This is a genomic window from Micromonospora sp. NPDC050795 (assembly GCF_044456785.1).
Taxonomy (GTDB): domain Bacteria; phylum Actinomycetota; class Actinomycetes; order Mycobacteriales; family Micromonosporaceae; genus Micromonospora.
The window spans coordinates 1-21,798 of the sequence record NZ_JBITGE010000034.1 but is presented as its reverse complement, the minus strand read 5'-3'; the positions used below and the strand labels follow the sequence as shown (position 1 = coordinate 21,798).

Annotated in this window: 24 protein-coding genes; 17 read left to right on the top strand and 7 right to left on the bottom strand. The window is 72.2% G+C overall.

Annotated elements, in window-relative coordinates; genetic code table 11:
* Positions 1-23: 23 nt before the first annotated feature.
* The 6 genes from ACIBEF_RS25785 (at position 24) to ACIBEF_RS25760 (ending at position 5,695) form a co-directional block, all read left to right on the top strand.
* Positions 24-1,064, top strand: a complete 1,041-nt coding sequence (locus tag ACIBEF_RS25785) for a zinc-binding alcohol dehydrogenase (protein WP_396795700.1) — start codon at positions 24-26, stop codon at positions 1,062-1,064.
* The gene (locus ACIBEF_RS25780) at positions 1,061-1,882 is read left to right on the top strand and encodes a sugar phosphate isomerase/epimerase family protein (protein ID WP_357231060.1); all 822 of its coding nucleotides are present in this window, start codon (positions 1,061-1,063) and stop codon (positions 1,880-1,882) included. The genes ACIBEF_RS25785 and ACIBEF_RS25780 overlap by 4 nt, the downstream gene beginning before the upstream one ends.
* A gap of 47 nt (positions 1,883-1,929) precedes the next feature.
* Complete coding sequence (locus ACIBEF_RS25775) at positions 1,930-3,285, top strand: MGH1-like glycoside hydrolase domain-containing protein (RefSeq protein ID WP_396795746.1); 1,356 nt, start codon at positions 1,930-1,932, stop codon at positions 3,283-3,285.
* A gap of 51 nt (positions 3,286-3,336) precedes the next feature.
* Positions 3,337-3,735 (top strand): NUDIX domain-containing protein, encoded by a 399-nt coding sequence (locus ACIBEF_RS25770; RefSeq protein ID WP_396795699.1) that lies wholly within the window; start codon positions 3,337-3,339, stop codon positions 3,733-3,735.
* Positions 3,736-3,775: 40 nt separating this feature from the next.
* Entirely contained in the window at positions 3,776-4,315 is a 540-nt protein-coding gene (locus ACIBEF_RS25765) for a DUF2267 domain-containing protein (protein WP_396795698.1), read from the top strand.
* A 249-nt stretch (positions 4,316-4,564) separates the two neighbouring features.
* Positions 4,565-5,695 carry an aromatic acid exporter family protein gene (locus tag ACIBEF_RS25760; protein WP_396795696.1) on the top strand — a complete coding sequence of 377 codons (1,131 nt, stop codon included), beginning with the start codon at positions 4,565-4,567 and terminating at the stop codon, positions 5,693-5,695.
* A gap of 1 nt (position 5,696) precedes the next feature.
* Here ACIBEF_RS25760 and ACIBEF_RS25755 read toward each other — a convergent pair whose 3' ends face one another.
* Both ACIBEF_RS25755 and ACIBEF_RS25750 read right to left on the bottom strand, forming a co-directional pair.
* Complete coding sequence (locus ACIBEF_RS25755) at positions 5,697-6,935, bottom strand: hypothetical protein (RefSeq protein WP_396795695.1); 1,239 nt, start codon at positions 6,933-6,935, stop codon at positions 5,697-5,699.
* A gap of 26 nt (positions 6,936-6,961) precedes the next feature.
* A complete protein-coding gene (locus ACIBEF_RS25750; protein WP_396795694.1) occupies positions 6,962-7,477 on the bottom strand; it encodes an NUDIX hydrolase in 516 nt (171 codons plus the stop codon).
* Positions 7,478-7,527: 50 nt separating this feature from the next.
* Here ACIBEF_RS25750 and ACIBEF_RS25745 point away from each other — a divergent pair, with 50 nt between their 5' ends.
* A complete protein-coding gene (locus ACIBEF_RS25745) occupies positions 7,528-8,019 on the top strand; it encodes a type II toxin-antitoxin system PemK/MazF family toxin (RefSeq protein WP_396795693.1) in 492 nt (163 codons plus the stop codon).
* Between the two features lie 89 nt (positions 8,020-8,108).
* On the opposite strand, the gene ACIBEF_RS25740 is transcribed toward ACIBEF_RS25745, so the two are convergent.
* Positions 8,109-8,753, bottom strand: a complete 645-nt coding sequence (locus ACIBEF_RS25740) for a flavodoxin family protein (RefSeq protein ID WP_396795692.1) — start codon at positions 8,751-8,753, stop codon at positions 8,109-8,111.
* Between the two features lie 231 nt (positions 8,754-8,984).
* Here ACIBEF_RS25740 and ACIBEF_RS25735 point away from each other — a divergent pair, with 231 nt between their 5' ends.
* The gene (locus ACIBEF_RS25735; RefSeq protein WP_396795691.1) at positions 8,985-9,923 is read left to right on the top strand and encodes a phosphotransferase enzyme family protein; all 939 of its coding nucleotides are present in this window, start codon (positions 8,985-8,987) and stop codon (positions 9,921-9,923) included.
* Between the two features lie 164 nt (positions 9,924-10,087).
* Positions 10,088-11,515: a rifampin monooxygenase gene (gene rox / locus ACIBEF_RS25730; protein ID WP_396795690.1), complete on the top strand. Its 1,428-nt coding sequence runs from the start codon at positions 10,088-10,090 to the stop codon at positions 11,513-11,515.
* 4 nt (positions 11,516-11,519) lie between these two features.
* Here the strand turns inward: rox and ACIBEF_RS25725 are convergent, their stop codons facing one another.
* A complete protein-coding gene (locus tag ACIBEF_RS25725; protein WP_396795689.1) occupies positions 11,520-12,170 on the bottom strand; it encodes a GGDEF domain-containing protein in 651 nt (216 codons plus the stop codon).
* Between the two features lie 264 nt (positions 12,171-12,434).
* Between ACIBEF_RS25725 and ACIBEF_RS25720 the strand changes: the two genes are divergently transcribed.
* The 6 genes from ACIBEF_RS25720 to ACIBEF_RS25695 all read left to right on the top strand — a co-directional run bounded on the left by ACIBEF_RS25720 (position 12,435) and on the right by ACIBEF_RS25695 (position 17,307).
* Entirely contained in the window at positions 12,435-12,674 is a 240-nt protein-coding gene (locus tag ACIBEF_RS25720) for a DUF397 domain-containing protein (protein ID WP_091406718.1), read from the top strand.
* 141 nt (positions 12,675-12,815) lie between these two features.
* Positions 12,816-13,703, top strand: coding sequence for a helix-turn-helix transcriptional regulator (locus ACIBEF_RS25715; RefSeq protein ID WP_357230670.1), 888 nt, complete (start codon positions 12,816-12,818; stop codon positions 13,701-13,703).
* Positions 13,704-13,826: 123 nt separating this feature from the next.
* On the top strand, positions 13,827-14,870 hold the full coding sequence (locus tag ACIBEF_RS25710) for a substrate-binding domain-containing protein (RefSeq protein ID WP_396795688.1): 1,044 nt from the start codon (positions 13,827-13,829) through the stop codon (positions 14,868-14,870).
* Between the two features lie 2 nt (positions 14,871-14,872).
* Entirely contained in the window at positions 14,873-15,076 is a 204-nt protein-coding gene (locus ACIBEF_RS25705; protein WP_396795687.1) for a hypothetical protein, read from the top strand.
* A 98-nt stretch (positions 15,077-15,174) separates the two neighbouring features.
* Complete coding sequence (locus ACIBEF_RS25700) at positions 15,175-16,632, top strand: serine/threonine-protein kinase (RefSeq protein WP_396795686.1); 1,458 nt, start codon at positions 15,175-15,177, stop codon at positions 16,630-16,632.
* 33 nt (positions 16,633-16,665) lie between these two features.
* Positions 16,666-17,307 (top strand): histidine phosphatase family protein, encoded by a 642-nt coding sequence (locus tag ACIBEF_RS25695; protein WP_396795685.1) that lies wholly within the window; start codon positions 16,666-16,668, stop codon positions 17,305-17,307.
* Between the two features lie 84 nt (positions 17,308-17,391).
* On the opposite strand, the gene ACIBEF_RS25690 is transcribed toward ACIBEF_RS25695, so the two are convergent.
* The 3 genes from ACIBEF_RS25690 to ACIBEF_RS25680 all read right to left on the bottom strand — a co-directional run bounded on the left by ACIBEF_RS25690 (position 17,392) and on the right by ACIBEF_RS25680 (position 19,274).
* Positions 17,392-17,892, bottom strand: a complete 501-nt coding sequence (locus tag ACIBEF_RS25690; protein ID WP_396795684.1) for a DinB family protein — start codon at positions 17,890-17,892, stop codon at positions 17,392-17,394.
* 44 nt (positions 17,893-17,936) lie between these two features.
* The gene (locus tag ACIBEF_RS25685; RefSeq protein ID WP_396795683.1) at positions 17,937-18,377 is read right to left on the bottom strand and encodes a VOC family protein; all 441 of its coding nucleotides are present in this window, start codon (positions 18,375-18,377) and stop codon (positions 17,937-17,939) included.
* Between the two features lie 114 nt (positions 18,378-18,491).
* Positions 18,492-19,274: a carbon-nitrogen hydrolase family protein gene (locus ACIBEF_RS25680; protein ID WP_396795682.1), complete on the bottom strand. Its 783-nt coding sequence runs from the start codon at positions 19,272-19,274 to the stop codon at positions 18,492-18,494.
* Between ACIBEF_RS25680 and ACIBEF_RS25675 the strand changes: the two genes are divergently transcribed.
* Positions 19,273-20,052, top strand: coding sequence for a DedA family protein (locus ACIBEF_RS25675; protein WP_396795681.1), 780 nt, complete (start codon positions 19,273-19,275; stop codon positions 20,050-20,052). The genes ACIBEF_RS25680 and ACIBEF_RS25675 overlap by 2 nt on opposite strands.
* Positions 20,053-20,209: 157 nt before the next feature.
* The gene (locus ACIBEF_RS25670; RefSeq protein ID WP_396795745.1) at positions 20,210-21,295 is read left to right on the top strand and encodes a LuxR C-terminal-related transcriptional regulator; all 1,086 of its coding nucleotides are present in this window, start codon (positions 20,210-20,212) and stop codon (positions 21,293-21,295) included.
* Positions 21,296-21,798: the final 503 nt, after the last annotated feature.

Genomic DNA, 21,798 nt, shown 5'->3' with positions numbered 1-21,798 from the left:
CCAGTGCTACCGGGATGTGACACATGGGCAACTGGGTGGTCTCTCTCGCCGGGCCTCGACGCATCAGCCTCGAGCCCTGCCCGCCGGATCCGCTCGGCCCCGGCCAGGTCCGAGTCCGCACCTGCTACTCGGGCATCTCTGCCGGCACCGAGCTGACCCTCTACCGGGGCAGCAATCCCCGGCTCAGCAAGGACTGGGACGATGCCGCCCGGATGTTCGTCCCCCGACAGACCCCGGTGCCCTACCCGTTGATCGGCTTCGGTTACGAAGAGGTCGGCGAGGTCGTCGAGGTCGCGCCGGACGTCACCGACCGACACCCGGGGCAGCTCGTCTGGGGCATCTGGGGGCACCGGGCCGAGGCCGTGCTCGCCGCCGACGCGGTCCGCACGCTGCCCGCCGGGCTGGATCCGCTCGCCGCGGTCTTCGCCCGCCCCGGCGCCATCGCGCTGACCGCCGTGCTCGCCGGTGACCTGCACCTCGGCGACTGGGTGGGTGTCTTCGGCCAGGGCGTCATCGGGCTGCTCGCCACCCGGCTCGCCGTCCTCTCCGGGGCCCGGGTGGTGGCCGTCGACCCGGTAACCGACCGGTTGGAGCACGCCGCCCGGTACGGCGCGCACTCGACCGTGGACGCCACTGTCACCTCCGCCGCCGCCGTGCTGCGCCAGGCCACCGCCGGCCGGGGGGCCGACGTCTGCCTGGAGTTGTCCGGCGCGTATCCGGCGCTGCACGAGGCGATCCGCTCCACCACCCACGCCGGCCGGGTCGTGGCCGCCGGCTTCTACCAGGGCCAGGCCGACGCGCTCGGCCTCGGCGAGGAGTTCCACCACAACCGCATCCAGTTGGTGGCCGCCCAGGTCTCCGGGCCCACCCCCGCGCCGAGCATGGCCGGCCGGTGGACCGGAGACCGGGTCGCGCAGACCTTCATGGACCTGGTGGCCGACCGCAGCGTCGACCCGCTGCCACTGGTCAGCCACATCGTCGACGCCAGCGCGGTCGCCGACGCCCTCGCGCTGCTCGACCGCGGCGCCGGTGACGTCCTCCAAGTCGTGCTGAGGTTCTCATGACCACCATCGCGCTGGCCTGTCAGGAACAGCTCCTGCCGGGCACCAACCTGATCCAGAAGTACGCCCTCGCGGCCGCCCTCGGCTACCAGGGCATCGAGCTACGAGGCCGGGGCGACCTGGCGTTCGCCCGCCGGTTGCCCGAGCTGCGCCGGGCCCGCGCCGCCGGGGTGGTGATGCCCACCGTCTGCGTCGAGATGGACCACTTCATCGGCGACTTCGACCCCGCCCGGTCCGCCGATGCCGTCCGCAATCTGCGCTCCCAACTCACGGTGATCGCCGAGCTGGGTGGCGTCGGGGTGATGACCCCGGCCGCCTGGGGGATGTTCTCCCGCCGACTGCCGCCGTTTGATCCGCCCCGCCGCCCGGACGGCGACCGGCAGGTGCTCCTCGACGCCCTCGGCGAGCTGGGCGAACACGCCCGGGCCGAGGGGGTCACCCTCTTCCTGGAACCCCTCAACCGGTACGAGGACCACATGGTCAACCGTCTCGACGAGGCGGTGGCGCTCTGCGCCGCGCTCGGGTTGCCGTCGGTCCGGGTGGTCGCCGACACCTTCCACATGAACATCGAGGAGGACGATGTGCACCGCGCGCTGCGCGCCGCCGCGCCATACCTCGGGCACGTGCAGGTCAGTGACTCCAACCGGTACCAGCCCGGCGCCGGGCACCTGGACTGGCCGGCGCTGGTGCGCACCCTGCTGGAGCTGGACTACCGGGGCTGGCTGGCGCTGGAGTGCCGGCTCCGCGGCGACCCGGTCCGGGCCCTGCAACAGGCGGCCACGGTGCTGCGACACGCGCTGCCCCGGCGGGCCGCCGCGTGAGCGCCGACGCCGGGCCGACAAGCGTCGACGCGACCGCCGGTGTCGGCCTGCCCGCCGACGCCGGGGCGACGCGCGCCGATGCCGCCGGCACGGGTGACCCGGTCGACGCGGCCGGGCTGCGTCGGCTCGCGATCGACACGCTCGACGCCAACTGGGAGCACGACCACACGGTGCCCTCACGCACGCTCTACCCGCACCAGTGGAGCTGGGACTCCGCGTTCATCGCGATCGGGTTGGCCCACGTCCGTCCCGACCGCGCCTGGCGGGAGCTGGCCAGCCTGTTCGGGGCGCAGTGGGCCGACGGACGGGTGCCACACATCGTGTTCAACCCGGCGCTGCGGGTCGGCGCGTACTTCCCGGGGCCGGAGATGTGGCGGTCGGCCGACGTGCCGGGAGCACCGACGGTGGCCACCTCCGGCCTGGTTCAGCCGCCGGTGCACGCGCTCGCCGCGTTGGTGGCGTACCGGCGGACGCCCGACCCGACCGCCCTGGCCGCGCTGCGCGTGCTCTACCCCGCGCTGGTCGCCCAACAGCGCTACCTGGCCGACCGGCGGGACGTGGCCGGTGACGGACTGGTCTGCATCGTGCACCCGTGGGAGTCGGGGTTGGACAACAGCCCGGCGTGGGACGAGCCGATGGCCGCGGTGCCGGCCGAGGCGGCAGTCATGCGGGCGTACCGTCGGCACGACACCACGCACGCCGACGCCGCGCACCGCCCCACAGACCTCGACTACGCGCGCTACCTGGCGATCGTCGCCGCCTACCGCGACCACTGCTACTCCGACCGGGACCTGACCGGCGGGCACCCGTTCCTGGTGGAGTGCCCGCTGTTCAACGCGGCGTTCGGGGCCGCCGAACACGCCCTCGCCGAGATCGCCGCGCTCGTCGGTGGCGACCCCGGGCCGCACCGGGCCCGCGCGGCCCGCATCACCGAAGCACTGGTACGCCGGCTGTACGACCCGGACACCGGCACGTTCCAGCCCCGTGACCTGCGCACCAACCGCCTGCTGAGCGCCCGTACCGTGCTCGGGCTGACCCCGCTGATCCTGCCGGACCTGCCGACCCGGCATGTCGACGCGCTGGTCGTCGAGGCCCGGTCGGCGCGCTTCGGGGTGGCCCGACGGATGGACCGGCCGCTGCCCACCCACGACCGCACCGCACCCGACTTCGAGCCGCTGCGTTACTGGCGTGGGCCGAGCTGGCTCAACATCGGCTGGCTGGTCCGGCGTGGGCTGCTCGGTCACGGGCACCCGGAGTTGGCCGCCGGGCTGCGCCGCTCGATGATCGGTCTGGTCGCCGGGGCCGGCTGCCACGAGTACTTCCACCCGGACACCGGTGCAGGGCTGGGCTCACCGGCGTTCAGCTGGAGCGCCGCGCTGCTGCTCGACCTGCTCACCGACTGAGCGCGGTGCCGGGTGGTAGCGTCCCCGATCCCGGCGGCAGCAAGGAGCATCGTGCGCGAGATCGACAAGGTGGCCTGGATCCTCGTCGAGGACGGTCGGGTGCTGAGCACCCGGTCGGCGGGCAAGGACGTCTGGTACCTGCCGGGCGGAAAGCGCGAGCCGGGCGAAACCGACCTGGAGACCCTGCGTCGGGAGATCGACGAGGAGTTGAGCGTCGAGGTCGACGTGTCAGGTGCCGTGCACCTGGGCACCTTCACCGCTCAGGCGCACGGCCACACGACCGGCATCACCGTGCGGATGACCTGCTATCGGGCGGGCTATCGGGGGCAGTTGCGGCCGGCCAGCGAGATCGCCGAGATGGCCTGGCTCGGGTACGCGGACCGACACTGCACCTCACCGGTCGACCAGATCATCTTCGACCACCTGCTGTCCGAGGGTCTGCTGGCCTAGCGGCAGTTTGTCGCGACCGGGCAGGGGTAACCGGCGGAGCGTGACCGACGGCGACGGGTTCCCGTACTTCATCGACGCGGTGTCCCAACGGTCCGGGCTGCCCGCCGAGGAGGCCGCCGTGCTCGCCCGCGCCGTGCTCCAGACATTGGCCGAGCGGGTGACGGGTGACGCGACCGGCGACCTCGTCGGGTACCTTCCGAACGAGGTCGACGGCTACCTGACCGGCCCGGCCCCGGATGCGGCCGGTACGGCCCCTCCGGCCCCGGACCTGACCGGGACCTCCCTTGCTGCTCCACACCCGACCAGGGCTTCGGCTGCTGGTCCGGACCCGACCGAAGCTTCCGATGCGGATGCCGACGGGTTGACCAGCGGGGTGGGCCTGGAGGTCGGCGGTGCCGGCATGCCCCCGATGGACGCCGGGCCGACAGAGTTCCTTCGCCGGGTGGAACAGCGCGCCGGGGTGGACCCGGCCACCGCCCGAGCCGGAACCGGCGCTGTCTTCGCCACCCTGCGGACGGCGATGACCGTCCGCGAGTTCCGGGAGATGGTGGCGCGCATGCCGCGCGACGGTGGGTCTTGACCCCGCCCGGCCAGATCCACTCGCGTTCCTTGGCGTCGGGGTGTCCCGGTGCCCGCGACATTCCGAGTTTCGTGAACCCGAGTCGATCAGCCAGGCAGAACCTCTGACACCCGTGTCGTGATTGTCCGGACTGGCCGGGTTGCCGCATGGTACGAGTGCTCGATGAATCCCGATGGCCGCCGCCGACCCGATGTCACCCGCTCACGCCATGACCGTGTGGTGGAGCGGGTCAGGACGGCCGGTGCCCGGATGCGCGGTCGCGGTGGCCGGGCCGGCCGGCTGCGCCTGAGTCAGCTGGAAGTCGCACTGGTGATCTCGGTGCAGGCGGGCCTCGCTGCGGCGCTGGCCTGGGCAATCGGACACAACGTCCTGGGCAACCCCGCGCCGGTCTTCGCACCCTCGGCGGCCGTGGGCACGATCGTCGCCGCGCTCGGTCAGCGTGCCCACCGCACAGTCGAACTGCTGGTCGGGGTCGGCCTGGGAATCGCCACCACCGACGCCCTGCTGTCCTTCCTGGGCACCGGGTTCTGGCAGACCGGGTTCGTCGTCGCGTTCGCGATCTTCGCCACGCTAGTCCTGTTCGGGCGCAGCGGGGCCGCCGTCGGTCAGGCCGGCGGTACGGCAGTTCTCCTCGCCGCCCTCACCCCCGCCCAGCAGGATCTTGAGTGGCCCCGGATCGTCGAGGCGATGGTGGGTGGCGTCGTGGGTCTCGTGGTGGTCGCGTTGCTGGTACCACTGAACCCGATGCGGATCCTCGACCGGGACGCCGAGCCGATCTACACGTGCCTTGCCCGCCAACTGCGGGAGGTCTCCGCCGCGCTGCACACCGGGGATCAGCAACGGGCGGTCCGCGCGTTGGACGCGCTGCGCGCGATGGGCCCCGACCTCGAACGGATGCACCAGGCGCTGAGCGGTGCCGAGGAGGTGGTGAGCCTCGCGCCCGCCAGGTGGTTGCGCCGCCGGGACGTGGAGCGGTTCGCTCGGGCCAGCCAGCACGTGGAACGCGTCATCGAACACGGGCGCGGAGTGGCCCGCCGGTCGGCGATGGCGCTGCAGTACCACGAGCCGATCCCCGCCGACCTGCCGGCGAGCGTCGGGCGACTCGCCGACGCGGTCGAGCTGCTGCGCCGGGAACACCGTGCCGGCCGGCCGACCGAGCGCACCGAGCAGGCGGCTCGTGACGCCGTCTACCAGGCCGGCCGCGCGCGGGCCCGGGGCGTCGACGAGTTCGGCGACGCGGTGGTGACCCAACTGCGCACCGCGGCCAGTGATCTCCTGCGGGCCACCGGATGCGATCCGACAACCGCGAACGAGGTGGTGCGGGAGGCGGAGCAGCACGGCGAGGAGTCGCTGAACCCCGGTGGCGGACCAGCCGGGTGACTCACGCCTCGGGCACGTCCTCGGGCTCGGCTACCCAGGCCGAGAAGGCCGGCAGTCCGTGCCAGGGACCGGTGGAACCGTCGGGCCGACGATCGGTGGCGACCGCCACCACCGCGTACGGGTGGCCGAAGCGCAGCTCGGCGGTGCGGGCCACACCCTCCGGCGGCATGCTGGTAATTCCGGCCATGCCGGTCACCGCCGCCGCCTCGAAGCCGTACCTGTCGAACCGGGCCACCGCCGTCTGCCGTGCCTCGAAGTCGTCTATCCGCAGCGCCAGCGCCGTCGCCAGCGTGCTCGCCGCGGCGGGGAAGCCGAGCGCCGGCGCGGTCAGGTCATGATCGTTCCGGGCGGACCAGCAGGGGAGGACGGCGTTGTGCCGCTCTTCGCGGCCGTCGCGGTCCCAGGTGTGTACCCGCTCCTCTGTCAGTGTCCAGAGCGGAGTCTCGCCGAGCGGCAGGTCGAACAGCGAGCGGCTGCCCGCCGGTCGCGCGCCGTCGGCCGCGCCGGCACTCAGGTCGTACGCGATGGCCAGCACCTCGGCCGGTGGCACCTGCGGCGCGGCGGCCACCGAGAGGACGACCAGTCCCGCGCCGTCGGTCGTCCGGGCCGGTGCGGCGTGCACGATCACGTCACCGGCCCGCGCGGTGGACACGATCGCGCAGCGGTGGCCCCGGCTCGGGCTGCGTAGTGCCCGCCGTAGTTGGCCGGCCCACGGGCTGTTGGCGCCGAGCGCGCGTGCGTCGGCGACGTCGAACGGGGTCGCCCAGGACACCCGGGTGGCCAACGCGCTGGCCAGGATGAACGCCACCTCCGATTCGACCTTCAGGGGGAACGTCTCGATCAGGCCGAGGGTGTGCTCGCGCGCCCAGGCGTTCAACCCGGCCTGGTCGGGCAGTGCGCCGACCTCGGTCGTGCGGGGCAGCGCGGCCCGCCACGCCGTCGATCCGTCGCCGCCCTGCCTCGCTGTGTGCCAGAGCGCGGTGGCGGAGCCGACGAGCGGGTGCGGCGCGTCCAACAGTGTTCGGGCCACCTCGGCCGCGCTCGGCAGGTCGGTGCCCAGCGCCTGCGCCAGCTTCACGGCGGCTCCGTCCGCTACGGCCGGATCAGGGTCGGCCGCCGTGGCGGTGACCGCGAGCAGCAGCCAGGCGCCGAGCGGGGAGGCGACGTGGTGCCTGTCGCCGACCGTCGCGTGCAGTCGCGCGGCGTACGCGGACAACGGGCCGTGCAGATCGCTCCCCATGCCCACACTCTGCCCGCCGACCCGGCTCACGACCACAGTTCGAACGGCTCGTCGATCTCCGAACCGGCGAGAAAGGGGGTGATCAGCCGGGGGAGCTGCCCGGGGTAGAAGCGTTCCCGACTGGCCACCACCTCGGGCAACGGCCACCAGCGGAAGCCGAAGTAGTCCTCCCGCTCGTAGTCGAGCCGCTGCGCCTCGTCCACGTCCGGGCCGGGCCGGGCCAGCCGTACGGCGACGACAACCTCGTCCTGGACGTGCCGCAACTGGCGGTGCAGGAAGCTCGCCCGCCGCCGCCAGTTCGGCGTACCAACCTGGTCGGCGGTGATCGCGATGCCGGTCTCTTCCCGCAGCTCCCGTACCGCGGTGTCGCGATAGGTCTCGCCGGGATCCATGCCACCGCCGGGCAGCTCCCACCAGGTGCCCAGCCGGGGGTGGTCCGGGTCGCGGGTGTGGAACAGCAACACCCGGTCGGTGCCGTCGACGACCACGACCCGCACCGCGCGTCGCTCCAGGATCGGCAGGTCACGGGGTAGCTCGTTCATGGGCCCAGTCTGTCGTAGTGTCTCCTTCGGCGGCGGGTAGGCTGACCGCCGTGGCTGGTCTGTTGAGGAATGTCGCGGCGCGTATCTCCCGGGTCGGTGCGGTGATCCCGTCGCCCCGGCGTACCGGGCCGGCGCCCGCGCGGGTCGCCCGCCGCCGTCAGGTGAGCGCCTTGCAGCGTCGGGAGTTGACCTACGCTCCGGAGCGGGACGGTCAGGCCGACCCGGGCGAGATCGTCTGGACGTGGGTGCCGTACGAGGACGACCCCCGTCAGGGCAAGGACCGGCCGGTGCTGGTCGTCGGGCGGCACAGCCGGACCCTGTTCGGGCTGATGCTGTCCAGCCAGAGCGACCGGGACGGGCAGCGGCACTGGTTCGCGCTCGGGCCGGGTGAGTGGGACCGCGACAACCGGCCGAGCTGGGTCCGGCTGGACCGGGTGCTCACCATGCGCGAGGACAGCATCCGCCGGGAGGGCGCCGTGTTGGACCGGCCCCGGTTCGACCGGGTCGGGCAGGCGTTGCGCGCCGGCTACGGCTGGCGCTGACCGCGCCGGGTGCGGATCGGCGGCGAGCCGCGCGCGGAGCTGTCCGGAAGTAGGGCGGCCCGGGGCGGTGACGTCCCTGGCGGTGATGTCTATTCGCGGCTCGGAGCGACCGCCGCGCCCTTCGCGTCCGGCGGCGGGTACGGCTGGTCGGCGAGGAGCCGGGCCAGGTGTGCGCTGTTGAGCGCCAGTGCCTTCGTGGTGCGGCCGGTGGTGTCCGGCTTGGGGCCGGCGTCGCGGTAGTCCACCGTGTGCAGCGCCTCGCCGACCCAGTAGGTCGCGCCGGCGGCGGCGACGGTGAAGCCCACCTCGTTGAGCGCCCCCTGCACCTCGGCGATGCTGTGGTGCGCGCCGTCCTCGTTGCCGACGACCGCGACGCCGGCCACCTTGCCGTAGGTGAGCAGCCGTCCCTCGTCGTCGGTCTCGGACAACTCGGCGTCGAGGCGTTCGAGGACCATCTTGGTGACGCTCGCGGGCTGGCCGAGCCAGATCGGGGTGGCGATGATGAGGATCTGGGCGCCGAGCAGCTTGGCGCGGATGGCGGGCCAACCGTCGCCGTGCCCCTCGTCGGTCGACACCCCGAAGCGCACGTCGTGGTCGACCACCCGGACGATCTCGCCGTCCACGCCCTGACGGGCCAGTTCGGCCAGCACCTCCCGACCCAGTTGCTCGGAGCTGGAGGGGGCAGGCGAGGGCTTGAGGGTGCAGTTGAGTACGAGGGCACGGATGCTCGGCACGAGGGGTTCCTCTCGTCGGTCGGCTGGGCCGTCCCTTCCCGTACCCGAATCATCTCCGCCCACGCCCCCCACGCCCCTCACCAGGCACTCGTGATCAAGAGGTTTGCGTCAGAATCCGGGCCGACAGTGACGCGAACTTCTTGATCACCGCCAGCAGGCGGGGTGGGGTGGGGTGGGTCGGTGGACGTGGTGGGGTGGGTCCGGGGGGAGTTTGGGCTTCGGTTGTCCACGGTGGAGGAGGTTCCGCACGGGGCTGATCTGCGGGCTCGGCTCTGGCGGGGTGAGACGGGCGACGGCGCGCGGTATGCCGTCAAGGTCAGCGGTGGCGGTACGCCGGCCGGCCTGATCGTGACCGCGCACCTGGCCGAGCGGGGCGTGCCAGGTGTCGCGGCGCAGGTCCGCACCTGCGACGGACGCCTGTACGCCGAGCGTGACGGGCACCGCCTGTCCGTGGTCCCGTGGGTGTCCGACCTGCGGGCGCTGGACGGCCCGATGAGCGAGGCGCACTGGCGTGCCTACGGCGAACTGCTGGCCGCCGTGCACGCGGTGCCGGTGACCGACGAGTTGGAACGGCTGCTGCCGGGCGGCGGTGACGCGTACCCCTCGATGGTGGCCGCGACCCGGGACGTGGCCGGACGGCTCCGCGACCAGGCCGACTCCGGTGATCCGCTGGTCGCCGAACTGGCCGCCGTCTGGGCGGCGAACGCCGACCGGGTGTCCACGCTGCTCCGTGGGGTCGAGCGACTCGCCGTCGACCGGTCGGGGCCGGCGGTGATCTGCCACGGCGACCCGCACCTGGGCAACCTCCTGCTCGGCGCGGACGGGCAGGTGTGGCTGATCGACTGGGACGACGCGGTGCTCGCCCCACCCGAGTGCGACCTCATGTTCGTCCTCGGCGGGGTGCTCGCCTTCGCGCCGATCACTGCCGAGCAGCAGCGGGCGGTCCTCGCCGGCTACGGCAGGACCGACGTCGACCCGCTGCGCCTGGCCTGGTTTCTCGCGGTCCGCGCGCTCGACGACCTCAGCGACTGGGCCCGCCAGGCGTTGGACCTCGACGTCGAGCCGGCCGACCGGGACCGGGCCGCGCGGATCGTGCGGGGGCTGGTGTCACCGGTGGGTCTGGTCACCCTCGCCGACGCGGCACTGCGCGACCTCGACCGGCGGCGCTGAGCGGCGACCACGTCGCCGTCTACGCCGGACAAAAAGTAAGGCAAAGAGCGAATGCGCTCTCTGCCACCTCCAACATATATCGCACCGGGGGCCTTGCGGCAAGACCCGGGTGATGCCGCAGAATCTCCAGCCGACGCCCAAATCTGGGAAAATCGGGGGATTACATGATCGATGTCATCATTGCTGGCGGCGGGCCGACCGGCTTGATGGTGGCCACCGAGTTGCGGCTGCACGGGCTGCACGCGCTCGTGCTCGAGAAGGAGACCGAGCCGACCAGCTACGTCCGCGCGCTCGGCCTGCACGCGCGAAGCATCGAGGTGCTGGACCAGCGAGGTCTGCTGGAGCGGTTCCTCGCGCTCGGAACGCAGTACCCGGTCGGGGGCTTCTTCGCCGCGATCCCCAAGCCGTCGCCGGGCGGCCTGGACACCGCACACGCGTACGTCCTCGGCATTCCGCAGACCATCACCGACCGTCTCCTGGGTGAGCACGCCAGCGAGGTCGGCGTCGAGATCCGGCGCGGCAGCGAACTCGTCGGGCTCAGCCAGGACGACGACGGGGTGACCGTGCGGCTGGCCGACGGCACGCAGGTGCGTTCGCGCTACCTCGTCGGCTGCGACGGCGGTCGCAGCACCGTCCGCGGGCTGCTCGGTGTCGGCTTTCCCGGCGAGCCCAGCAGCGCCGAGACGTTGCTGGGCGAAATGGAGGTGGGCGTACCAGCGGAAAAGGTGGCCGACGTGGTGGCCGAGGTCCGCAAGACCCATCTCCGATTCGGTCTCGGGCCCCTCGGAGACGGGGTGTACCGCGTCCTCGTCCCGGCCGAAGGGGTGGTCGAGGACCGCACTGTCCCACCGACCATCGAGGACTTCAAACACCAACTGCGGGTGTACGCGGGCACCGACTTCGGTGTCCACTCACCGCGCTGGCTCTCCCGCTTCGGTGACGCCACCCGGCTGGCCGAGCGTTATCGGGTCGGCCGGGTGCTGTTGGCCGGCGACGCGGCGCACATCCACCCGCCGACCGGTGGGCAGGGGCTCAACCTCGGCATCCAGGACGCGTTCAACCTCGGGTGGAAACTGGCCGCCGAGCTCAACGGCTGGGCGCCGGAGGGGCTGCTGGACAGCTACCACAGCGAGCGGCATCCGGTGGCCGCGGACGTGCTGAACAACACCCGGGCGCAGATGGTGCTGCTCTCACCCGAGCCGGGGCCGCGGTCGGTGCGCCAACTGTTGTCGGAGCTGTTGGACTTCGAGGACGTCAACCGGTACCTGATCGAGAAGATCACCGCGATCGGGGTCCGCTACGACCTCGGCGCGGGGCACGAACTGCTCGGGCGTCACATGCGTGACGTACGGCTGAGGCGGGGGCGCCTCTACGAGCTGATGCGCGGCGGCCGGGGCCTGCTGCTCGACCAGACCGGCCAGCTCTCGGTCGCCGGTTGGGAGGAGCGGGTCGACCATGTCGTCGACGTCAGCGCTGAAGTGGAGGTGCCCGCCGTGCTGTTACGGCCCGACGGTCACGTGGCGTGGGTGGGCGACGATCAGGCCGACCTGCTCAGCCATCTGCCCAGGTGGTTCGGCGCGCCCGTCAGCTGAACTGTCACCGCTCGCCGAGGAACGCGCTGTCGACCAGTTGGCGGGGCGATCGGGCGCCACCGAGGCTCTTCGCCTGGTACATGGCCGCGTCGGCGCGGCTGAGCGCATCGGTGAGCTGGGCCGGGCCGCTCACCGGGGCGAGCCCGACGGACGCGGTGACCCGGACGCTGCACCCGCTCAGCCGGATCGGCGCGGCGACGGTCTCGCTGAGCCGGCGGGTCGAGTGCTCGATCCAGCGCCGGTCGACGGTGGGGCTGGAGAGCAACCCGGCGAACTCGTCGCCGCCGAGGCGCGCCACGAGATTGTCCCCGGCGAAGCCGGCCAGCCGTTCGGCGACACTGATCAGCACCTGGTCGCCGGCGGCGTGCCCGTACCGGTCGTTGATCTGCTTGAAGTCGTCCAGATCGAGCACCACGGCGATCAGCGGCTGGCCGGCGGCGTCGGTGAGCAGTGCGGCTGCCAGGCGGTAGAAGGCGCGGCGATTGGGCAACCCGGTCAGCGGGTCGTGACTGGCGGCGTGCCGTTCGGCGGCCAGTTCTGCCTGGAGGTGACCGATCTCGGCCTCGGCGCGCACCGCCCGTCGGCGTAGTTGCCAGGAGGAGAGCAGCGCGCCCGCCGCGCAGACGCCGGAGGCGACACTCATCGGATCCGGCACGAACCCTCCCATCGCCGCGACCGCCTCCAGCCTTCGGTTGACGCGGTACGTCGCGTCGGGCCCAGTTTTGCCTGATCGTTGCCCGTCTGGGGGTAACACAAAGTGAACGGATGGGCACCGATCATGTGCGTTATCATGCTCGCCGTCGGATGCAGATGCAATAGCAGATGCACGTGCAGAACCGTCCAATGTCGATACCGCACCCCCTCGCCGTCACCGCTCCTCCCACGGCCACCGGCGGGCTCGTAACAGAAAGACGCCCCCATGCAGCAGCCACCCAATGGCGTACCGATCCACCAATTGCCTCCGCTGAGCTGGCAGAAGAGTCGCCGCAGCAACCCCAGCGGCAACTGCGTCGAACTGGCCGAACTGCCCGAGGGAGCGGGCATCGCGGTCCGCAACTCACGACACCCGGAAGGGCCGGCGCTGATCTACACGGTGGATGAGATCGCCGCCTTCGTTCTCGGTGCGCGGGACGGAGATTTCGACCACCTGATCAACTGACCGTCCGGGGCGGGTCGTCCCGGCGACGAGACTGATTCACCGGCGCGGAGGAGTTCACCTCACTGTCGGTCCATGGCATGCTTACACGTCGGCCGGGCCGGGGCGCCCGGCCGTCGTGGGTCGGTGTCCGGAGGTCCGCACGTGACGATGGTTCCCGCCGAGGGCGGCCCGACAACCGGGCCGACCGTGCTGCGCATGCTGCTCGGCGCCCAACTGCGCCGTCTCCGGGAGTCCAGCGGGGTGACCCGGGAGGGCGCCGGCTGGGAGATCCGTTCCTCCGAATCCAAGATCAGTCGGATGGAGCTCGGCCGGGTCGGCTTCAAGGAGCGCGACGTCGCCGACCTGCTGACCCTCTACGGCGTCACCGAGGACCACGAGCGTGACGCGTTGCTCAAGCTCGCGCGGGACGCGAACAGCCCCGGCTGGTGGCACCGCTACGGCGACGTGTTGCCGTCCTGGTTCCAGTCGTACCTCGGCCTGGAGGCGGCCGCCGCGCTGATCCGCAGCTACGAGGTGCAGTTCGTGCCCGGCCTCCTGCAGACCCGGGAGTACGCCCGGGCGGTCGTGCTGCTCGGGCACGGCACTGCCGGTCCGGGCGAGATCGACAGGCGTGTCGCGCTGCGGATGCAGCGTCAGCAGCTGCTCCAGCGGCAGAACCCGCCGCAGCTCTGGGCCGTGGTGGACGAAGCGGCACTGCGGCGACCCATCGGCGGCGCGGAGGTCATGCGCGGCCAGCTCACCGCGCTCATCGAGGCGACCAAGTCGCCCCACATCCGGTTGCAGGTCATCCCGTTCGCCGCCGGCGGCCACGCCGCCGCCGGGGGTGCCTTCACCATCCTGCGCTTCGGCGACCAGGAGCTTCCGGACATCGTCTACATCGAACAGCTCACCAGCGCCATCTACCTGGACAAGCGCGACGATCTGGATTACTACGCGGTGGCCATGGAGCGGCTCTGCGTCGAGGCCGAGCCGCCCGAGCGTACGGCGGAGATCCTCGGCGGCCTGCTGGACGACCTCTACGCGGCCTGACCCTCGGCCGCGCTTCCACTCTCCGTTCACGTATTGACCGACGCCGACCGGTCGGGCTAGTCTCTGTATCGATTCAGACTGGATCGATACAGAGAGGTGCCGGTGAAGCCAACACTGCAAGCCGTGGCCGACGCCGTCGGCGTCTCGCGCAGCACCGTGTCCAACGCCTACAGCCGCCCCGACCAGCTCTCCGCCGCCCTGCGCGAGCGGATCCTGGACGCCGCCCGGCAACTCGGCTACCCCGGCCCCAACCCCACCGCGCGCTCCCTGCGCCGAGGTTTCGTCGGGTCGATCGGGGTGCTGTTCACCTCGCAACTGTCGTACGCCTTCACCGACCCGTTCGCGGTCCGCTTCCTCGCCGGTGTCGGCGCGGCGGCCGAGCGGCACGGCACCAGCATGCTGCTGGTGCCCCTGCCGCCGGCGGTGACCGACGCCCGGCAGGCGGTGGAGAACGCCGCCGTCGACGGGTTCTGCGTCTACTGCGTCGCCGACGAGGAGTGGGCCCTCGACGTGATCCGCCAACGCGGGCTGCCGTTCGTCAGCACCGCCGCCCGCGACGACGCCGGCGCCGACGAACGGTTCGTCGGCATCGACGAGCGGGCCGCCGCACGCAGCGCCGCCGCGCACGTCGCGGGGCACGGGCACCGTCGGGTGGCGCTGCTCGCCGACTCCGTGCTGCCCGACGCGCCGGCCGGCCCGCTCACCCTCGCCGGGGTCGAGCAGGTGCCGCATCCGACCACCCGAGGTCGGCTCAGCGGGTTCGCCGACGCCTTCGCCGAGGTCGGCGTCGGCTGGGCCGAGCTGACACTGGTCAACGTCCCCGGCAACAGCCGCCCGGCGGCAGCCGCGGCCATCGCCGGGCTGTTCGACCAACCCGCACCGCCGACCGCCGTGCTGGCCGGCTCCGACGTCCTCGCGCTCGGTGTGCTGGACGCCCTGGCCGCACGGCCGGTCCATGATCGTCCCCCCGTCTCGGTGACCGGCTTCGACGACATCCCCGAGGCCGCCGCTGCCGGCCTCACCACCGTCCGGCAACCGGCCGAGGAGAAGGGCCGCATCGCCGCCGAACTACTGCTCGACCCGCCCGCGGACGCCGCGGCCGGTCACGTGCTGCTGCCCACCGCACTCGTCGTCCGGGAGTCCACCGGACCGGTCCCCAGGAGTTGACCATGGAACTTCCCACCGGATACATCACCGCGCTCGACGCCATGAACCGGCACGTCACCTCGGCCCGACCGGACGCGCCGGTCCAGGTCGAACACCCCCGCCGGGCCCTGCTCGCCCCGACCCGGCAGGCCACCGCCCTCGCCCTGCGCCGGCTCGCCGACCGCATCCAACCGCGACCGCTGCCCGGCACCCCGCGCTGCTCCTGACCCGCACCAATCCCATTCCGGTACGCACGGGACGAACAGTGTGGGTCCGGGCACGCAGAGTGGTCGACTGCGGTGTTGCCAGGCAGACTGGTGAAGTTATGTCGCCGCTCACGCCCACTCTCCGCCTCCACGACCGCTACGTACTGCACGAGCGGATCGGTCTCGGCGGCATGTCCGAGGTGTGGCGAGGCGACGACGAGGTGCTGGGCCGGCCGGTGGCGATCAAGGTCCTCGCCGGGCAGTTCGCCACCGACCCGCAACTGCGGGCCACCATCCAACGCGAGGCCCGCGCGGCCGCCCGGCTGACCCACCCACACGTGACCCAGGTGTACGACTACGCCGAGGCGACACTGGCCGGCGGCGTCGTGGTTCCGTACCTGGTGATGGAGCTCGTCGACGGCCACAACCTGGCCGACCGGCTGCGGACCGGGCCGCTGCCCTGGCCGGAGGCGGTCCGGGTGGCCGGGCAGATCGCCGCCGCGCTGGCCGCCGCGCACCGCATCGGCGTCGTGCACCGCGACGTGAAGCCCGGAAACGTCATGCTCACCGACACCGGCGCCAAGGTGCTCGACTTCGGCATCGCCGCGCTCGGCGGCCTCGACAGCCAGTCCGGCGAACCGCTGATGGGCACCCCCGCCTACTTCGCCCCGGAACGGCTGACCGCCGGCCCGCCCGACCCGGCGAGCGACGTGTACGCCCTCGGCGCACTGCTCTACCGCACCCTCACCGGGCGGGCGCCGCTACCCGTGCAGAGCTGGGAGGATGCGCTGGAGGTGCACCGGCGCGGCACCCCGGTGCCGGCGCTGCGAGTGCCCGGTCTTCCCGCCGACATCGCCGAGCTGACCGTGGCCTGCCTGGCCGCCAACCCGGCCGACCGACCGAGCGCCGCGCATCTGGCCCGCCGCTTCGGCGCCGGTCAGCCGGTTGAGCCGCCCACCGAGCTGCTGCGCATCCGGCCGGCCGCCCACCCGCCCACCCTGATCGACAGATCGGTGGTGGCCCGCCCCGTGCCGGCGACAGCCGCACCGCCCCGACGCCGGTCGCGTCGGCCCCTCGGCGTGCTCGTCGGGGCGGTGCTCGCCGTGCTGATCGGCGTCGGCGCCCTGATCGCGCAGAATCCGCTCGGCAACCCGGGCAAATCCGACCCGACCGAGATCGCCGCCGCGCCGTCGACCTCCGCCCCGGCTCCCGCGCCCACGACACACTCGCCGACGCCGGCCGCACCGTCCTCGCCACCCCCCGCCGCCAGCACCGCGCCCTCAACCGTCGGGCAGCAGGTGCCGGTCAGCTTTCGCGAGGTGAGCAGCGAGTTCGCCGCCATCCTCGCCACCGCGGTCGCCCGCGACGACATCGACCGGAAGACCGCCGAAGCCCTGCGCGACGACCTGGCCGACCTCAACCGCCGCACCCGGGACCGCGCCGAGCGCGTCGCCGACCTACGGGACCGTATCGCCGAGCTGGTGCGACGGGATCGCCTACCAGCGCAGACGGGCGAGAAACTGGATGCTCTGCTCGCCCGGACCGGCACGTTCTCCACCAGCCGTACGGACGACTGATACCTCCGTCGATACCGCTGGCATGATGTCCCGATGCGGACACGTCTGATCTTCGTGCGACACGGCGAGTCGGTCCACCAGCTCGAAGGAATCATCGGTGGGCCACGTGGCTGTCGGGGCCTCACCGCCCTCGGCCACGAGCAGGCACACGACCTGGCCAACCGGCTCACCGTCGACATCGCCGCCGACGGGCCGGTGGCGGTCTACTCGTCCGTGCTGCGCAGGGCCGTCGAGACCGCGCAACCGATCGGCGCGGCGTTCGGCGTCCGGCCCGTGGCCGACTGTGGTCTCTGCACCTGGCACACGCCCCCGTACGCGGACGGCCTGCCGACCTCCCTTTTCCGTACCGACCACGCGATTGCGGGCGGCGGCGTGTTCCGACCGTTCGAGGAGGGCAACGAGAGCTGGGCCGAGCTGGTGGTCCGGGTCAGCCGCGCGATCATGGAGATCGCCCACCGGCACCGGGGCTCCACAGTGGTCCTGGTCGGCCACAGCGAAACCGTCGAGGGCGCCTTCCACGCGCTCGGCGCGCAGCCGGTCTTCCGGGCGTTCGACCTCGACGTGCCCCCGGCATCGATCACCGAATGGACCACCGACCATGACCCCGGCGGCTGGCCGCCGGCCCGCTGGACGCTGCGTCGCTTCGCCGACACCGGGGGGTGGGCCAGAGCCTGATCCAGTACCGCCGGGCCGGACCGAGTTCGGTGTCTCGGACGGCGGACGGCGGACGGCGGACGACGGCGGGCGGATGGGGCGACGCTATTCGGCGGCCAGGATCTGCTCGCGCAGGATCTCCGCGTGCCCGCAGTGCTGCGCCATCTCGCGCAGCACGTGCAGGTAGACCCAGCGCAGCGGCAGCGGGCCACGCCGGTTGCCGCGAAGCAGGTCGTCCAGGCTCAGGCTGGATGTGGCGCGGCGGGAGGCTTCGCAGGCTTCCCGGTGCGCGCGTTGGACGGCGGCGATCGTGTCGCCGTCGTCCAGGATGAACGATTCGTCCGGCGTGGCCGGGATGCCGATCTCGGAGCGGGGCCGGCACGTGACGGCCTCGTCGAACCAGACCTTCTCCACGAACGCGGCGTGCTTCACCAGACCCAGCAGCGTCGTCCGGGACGGCACCAACGACCGCCGCGCCTGCTCCTCGGTCAGCCCGTCCAGGTAGCCGTTGAGCGCTCTGCGGTGCTCGTCGATGAACGCCTCGAACTGCGTCTGGGCTGACTGGCCGACGACATCAGCGGCGAAGGTTGGAGGAAAGGACGTCATTCCCGAAGCATTCCAAGGTCACTGCCGCCGCGCAAACAGCACAATCAGCCGAAGGAGAGAAGAGCACCGCGCTCGTCGAAGCGGGCGGTGCCCGCCCAGGCGATCTCCCACCGGTTGCCCTCCGGGTCGGCGATGTAGCCGGAGCGCCCTCCCCAGGACCGGTCGGTCGGCTCCGCCACCACCGTCGCCCCCGCCGCGACGGCCGCCGCGAAGGCCGCGTCGACCTGCTCGGGGCTGTCGACGTTGCACGCCAGGGTGACCCCCGACCAACCACCGGCCGGTGCCGGCACGCCCGGTGCCGCCTCGGCGGCCAACGCCGGTAGCGGGTAGAGCGCGAACAGCACACCACCCAGCAGGAAGGCCGACCAGCCGTCGTCACTGGCCGGCAGCTCGGGCCACCCCAACGACCGGTAGAACGACCGCAGCGCGGCGACGTCGCGCGCTCCCAGTGTGACCACGGACAGTCGGGAGGGGACGGCGCTCATGAACACATCCTGCCCGAAGCGGCCGTGCCGGTCGTCGCGCCCTCTGCCATGCACTCCTCCTAGCGTCGATGACACTGCCCCACGCTAGGGGACCGGTCCGACGGAAACTCCCAGTCAGCCGATGCTGATGCTGACCGACTCGCCCGGGTCGGTGCCCGCCCGCGCGTACACCTCGCCCTGTGGCGTCCAGACGCCCGAGAGCCCCGCCGCCTCGGTGTAGCCACCGCCGGTCGACCCGGCGAAGCTCGCCACCGCCACCCAGACCCGGTGCGCGGTGGCGATCCGGTGTGCCCGCTGGTCTGTCACTGCGGCGTCGCGGGCCGACTCCAGGACGCCCGCCGCGTACACGTCGATCCCGAGCGCGGCCGTCCGCTCCGCGTGCGCGGCCACGCCGGTGTCCTTGCAGATCGCCAGCCCCACCCGCCAACCGTCCACATCGAGCACGACCGGGGTGTCACCGGGCCGGAACCGACGGGCCTCCGCGTCCCCCAGCCACATCTTCCGGTACGCCACCGTCGCACCGCCACCGGTCACGCCCAGCATCGCGATGTGGTCGCCGGTGACCGGCGCGCCGACCAGGGCCAGCGCACCCGCCTCGGCGCACGCCTCGACCAGCGGCGCGAACCGCGGGTCGTCGACCGACACGACCGGCGCGTCCAACTCGTACCCGGTCAGCGACAGCTCTGGAAAGACCACCACCCGGGCGCGCGCCGCGCGGACCGCGGCGGCGTGCGCCCGCGCGTTTGCCGCGACATCCAGGGGTACGCACGGCGGCTGGACCACCGCGAGCCGCAGCGGGGTGCGGCTTTCCGCACCCCCACCGGTGTGGTCGACCCGCGCGGTCGGGCGGTCGGCCCCATGGTCGGCTCTCAGGATGACTTCGTAACGTGGGCGCATGATTCGAACGTCCCACGCCGTGTTCGCCACCGGAACCCCCGCCGCCGCAGCGGAGCCACCACAGGACGGAATCGTCGGCTACGTCACTGACCTGGTGGAACGACTCGGCGGACCGGGTGCCGGCCTGGCAGTGGCGTTGGAGAACCTCTTCCCGCCGATCCCCAGTGAGGTGATCCTGCCGCTGGCCGGGTTCGTCGCGGCGCAGGGACGGATGAGTCTGGTCGGTGCGATCTTCTGGACCACGCTGGGTTCGGTGGTGGGCGCGCTCGCGCTCTACCTGATCGGCGCGGCCCTGGGACGCGACCGGATGCGCGCCATCGTTTCCCGGCTTCCACTGGTCAAGCTCAGCGACGTGGACCGGACCGAGGCGTGGTTCCTGCGCCACGGTGTGAAGGCCGTCTTCTTCGGCCGGATGATCCCGATCTTCCGAAGCCTGATCTCCATCCCGGCGGGGGTGGAGCGGATGCCGGTGAGCACGTTCCTGCTCTACACCACGCTGGGCAGCCTGATCTGGAACACCACGTTCGTGCTCGCCGGCTACCTGCTGGGTGACAACTGGCATCTCGTCGAGGGCTACGCCGGCATGCTCCAGAAGGTGGTGATCGTCGTCTGCGCGGCGGCGGCCTTCTGGTTCGTCGGGTCCCGCGTGCTGAAGGCCCGCCGCGCTGCCCGCAACCCCGAGACCGAACCCGAGCAGGGCGCACTGAACGGGATGCCCGACCCGGGCGGTCGCGGCACCCTCTACCGAAGCGGTTCGTGGGCGTCGGACGAACGCTAGCCAGCCACTCTGGTTGGTTTGCGTGTTCCTTTGCTCTGCACCCCAGACTGCACCGGCGTCACGTGGGGACGGGGTCACGTGACGCCCACATCGCGCCGACGTTTCCTACGGGCGCGTCGCATGAAGCGGAGCAAGGGGAGCAAGGGGAGCAGGCTTGGTGCGGAAGGCGGGCGAGGTGGTGGGGGAGCGGCAGACCGACAGGTGGTTGCTTCGGCTCCGGCTGCCGCTCGGTGTCGCCGTCGGAATCGCGACGGCCGCCGTCGAGTTCGCCTTCCTCGCCGTCGCGGTCGCAGCCTGCGGTGTGTTCGCGGTCGCGCCTGCCGCGGGCCGTCGGGTGACCGGCCTGATCAGCAGGTACGGGGCGCGGCTCGTGTGGATGGAACACCGCCGCCTCGCCGGGCTGCTCGCCGCGGAGGATCTGCCCGTGCCGAACACCGTGGCGACCCGGCGGCAGGTCGGCTACCTGGCCGCCCGACTGTTACCCGGCGCGCTCGGCCTGCTGTCGTACGCCGTGCTCGGCGTCGGTGTGGTGCTGGCCGGGATCGTGCTGCGCGGCCGTGCGCGGAGAACTGACTGTTCTCGGCGCCCTGTCCCAGGTCGCCGTCGGGGCGGTGCTGTTACTGCTCAACGTTCAGGCCGTCGCCAGCATCGCCGCGCTGGACATCCGGCTGGCGCGACGACTGCTCGGCGCGGGAAGTCGGGCGAAGCTGACCCGCCGGGTCCACGATCCCGTCCCGACGTGGTCGTCACCCACGTCAGGATGCCACCCAACCACACCGATGACGGGCTGCGGGCCGCCCTGGAGATCCGTCGCCGGTGGCCCGACAACGGCGTCCTCGTGCTCTCCCAGTACGTGGAGCGGCGGTACGCCGGGAGGCTGCTCGCGGACCGTCCCGAGGGGGTCGGCTACCTGCTCAAGGACCGGGTCGCCCAGGTGGACGACTTCCTCGACGCCCTCGACCGGGTGGCCGCTGGCGGCACTGCCCTCGACCCGGAGGTGGTCCGTCAGGTGGTGGCCGGCTCGGACCGTCCCGACCCGTTCGGTCGGCTCACGCCGCGCGAACGGGACGTGTTGCACGAGATGGCCCAGGGGCACAGGAATCTCGCCATCGCCCAGCGGCTGCACGTATCGCAGAGCGCTGTCGAGAAGCATGTCAACGCCATCTTCGACAAACGCGACCTCGCACACACAACGGGCTACAGCCGACGAATCCTCGCAATCCTGCGCTACCTGGGCTCGTGACCCGCCCAGGCTCTGGGCAGGGCACGACGGTAGGCCCACGCATGATCAACTCGGGTTTCCTGGTGTCGGGGTGTCCGAACATCCGGGATGCCCCGACTTCCGTGAACCCGAGTGGTCACCCAAGTGAGGGGCGATTCGATACCGCAGAACCGGCGGTGCGTGAGTGGTTTGTCGGCTGGTGGGTGTTTCTGGGTGGTGACCGGCTGCACTCGTGGGCTGGAATCATGGCCGGGCCGGGGTCGTCCCCGACGACCGCTGGCACCGCCACGATGAGGGTGCGCGATGGATGGGCCAACCCCGGAATGACCCCGGCCCCCCGGTCGTTACACACAGACCCGGCGCCACGAGCCCCCCGCTCGCCAGGCCGCCGACCCCGACGCCCCACCAGGGCGTCACCCCAAGACTTTTCCCCCTTTGTGAAGTGCAGCGCCGGACGAGGTGCTCACACCCTCACCACCGCCCCCCTTTGGTGGTGCGGGTGTTCTACCCCCGAAGGAGCTACC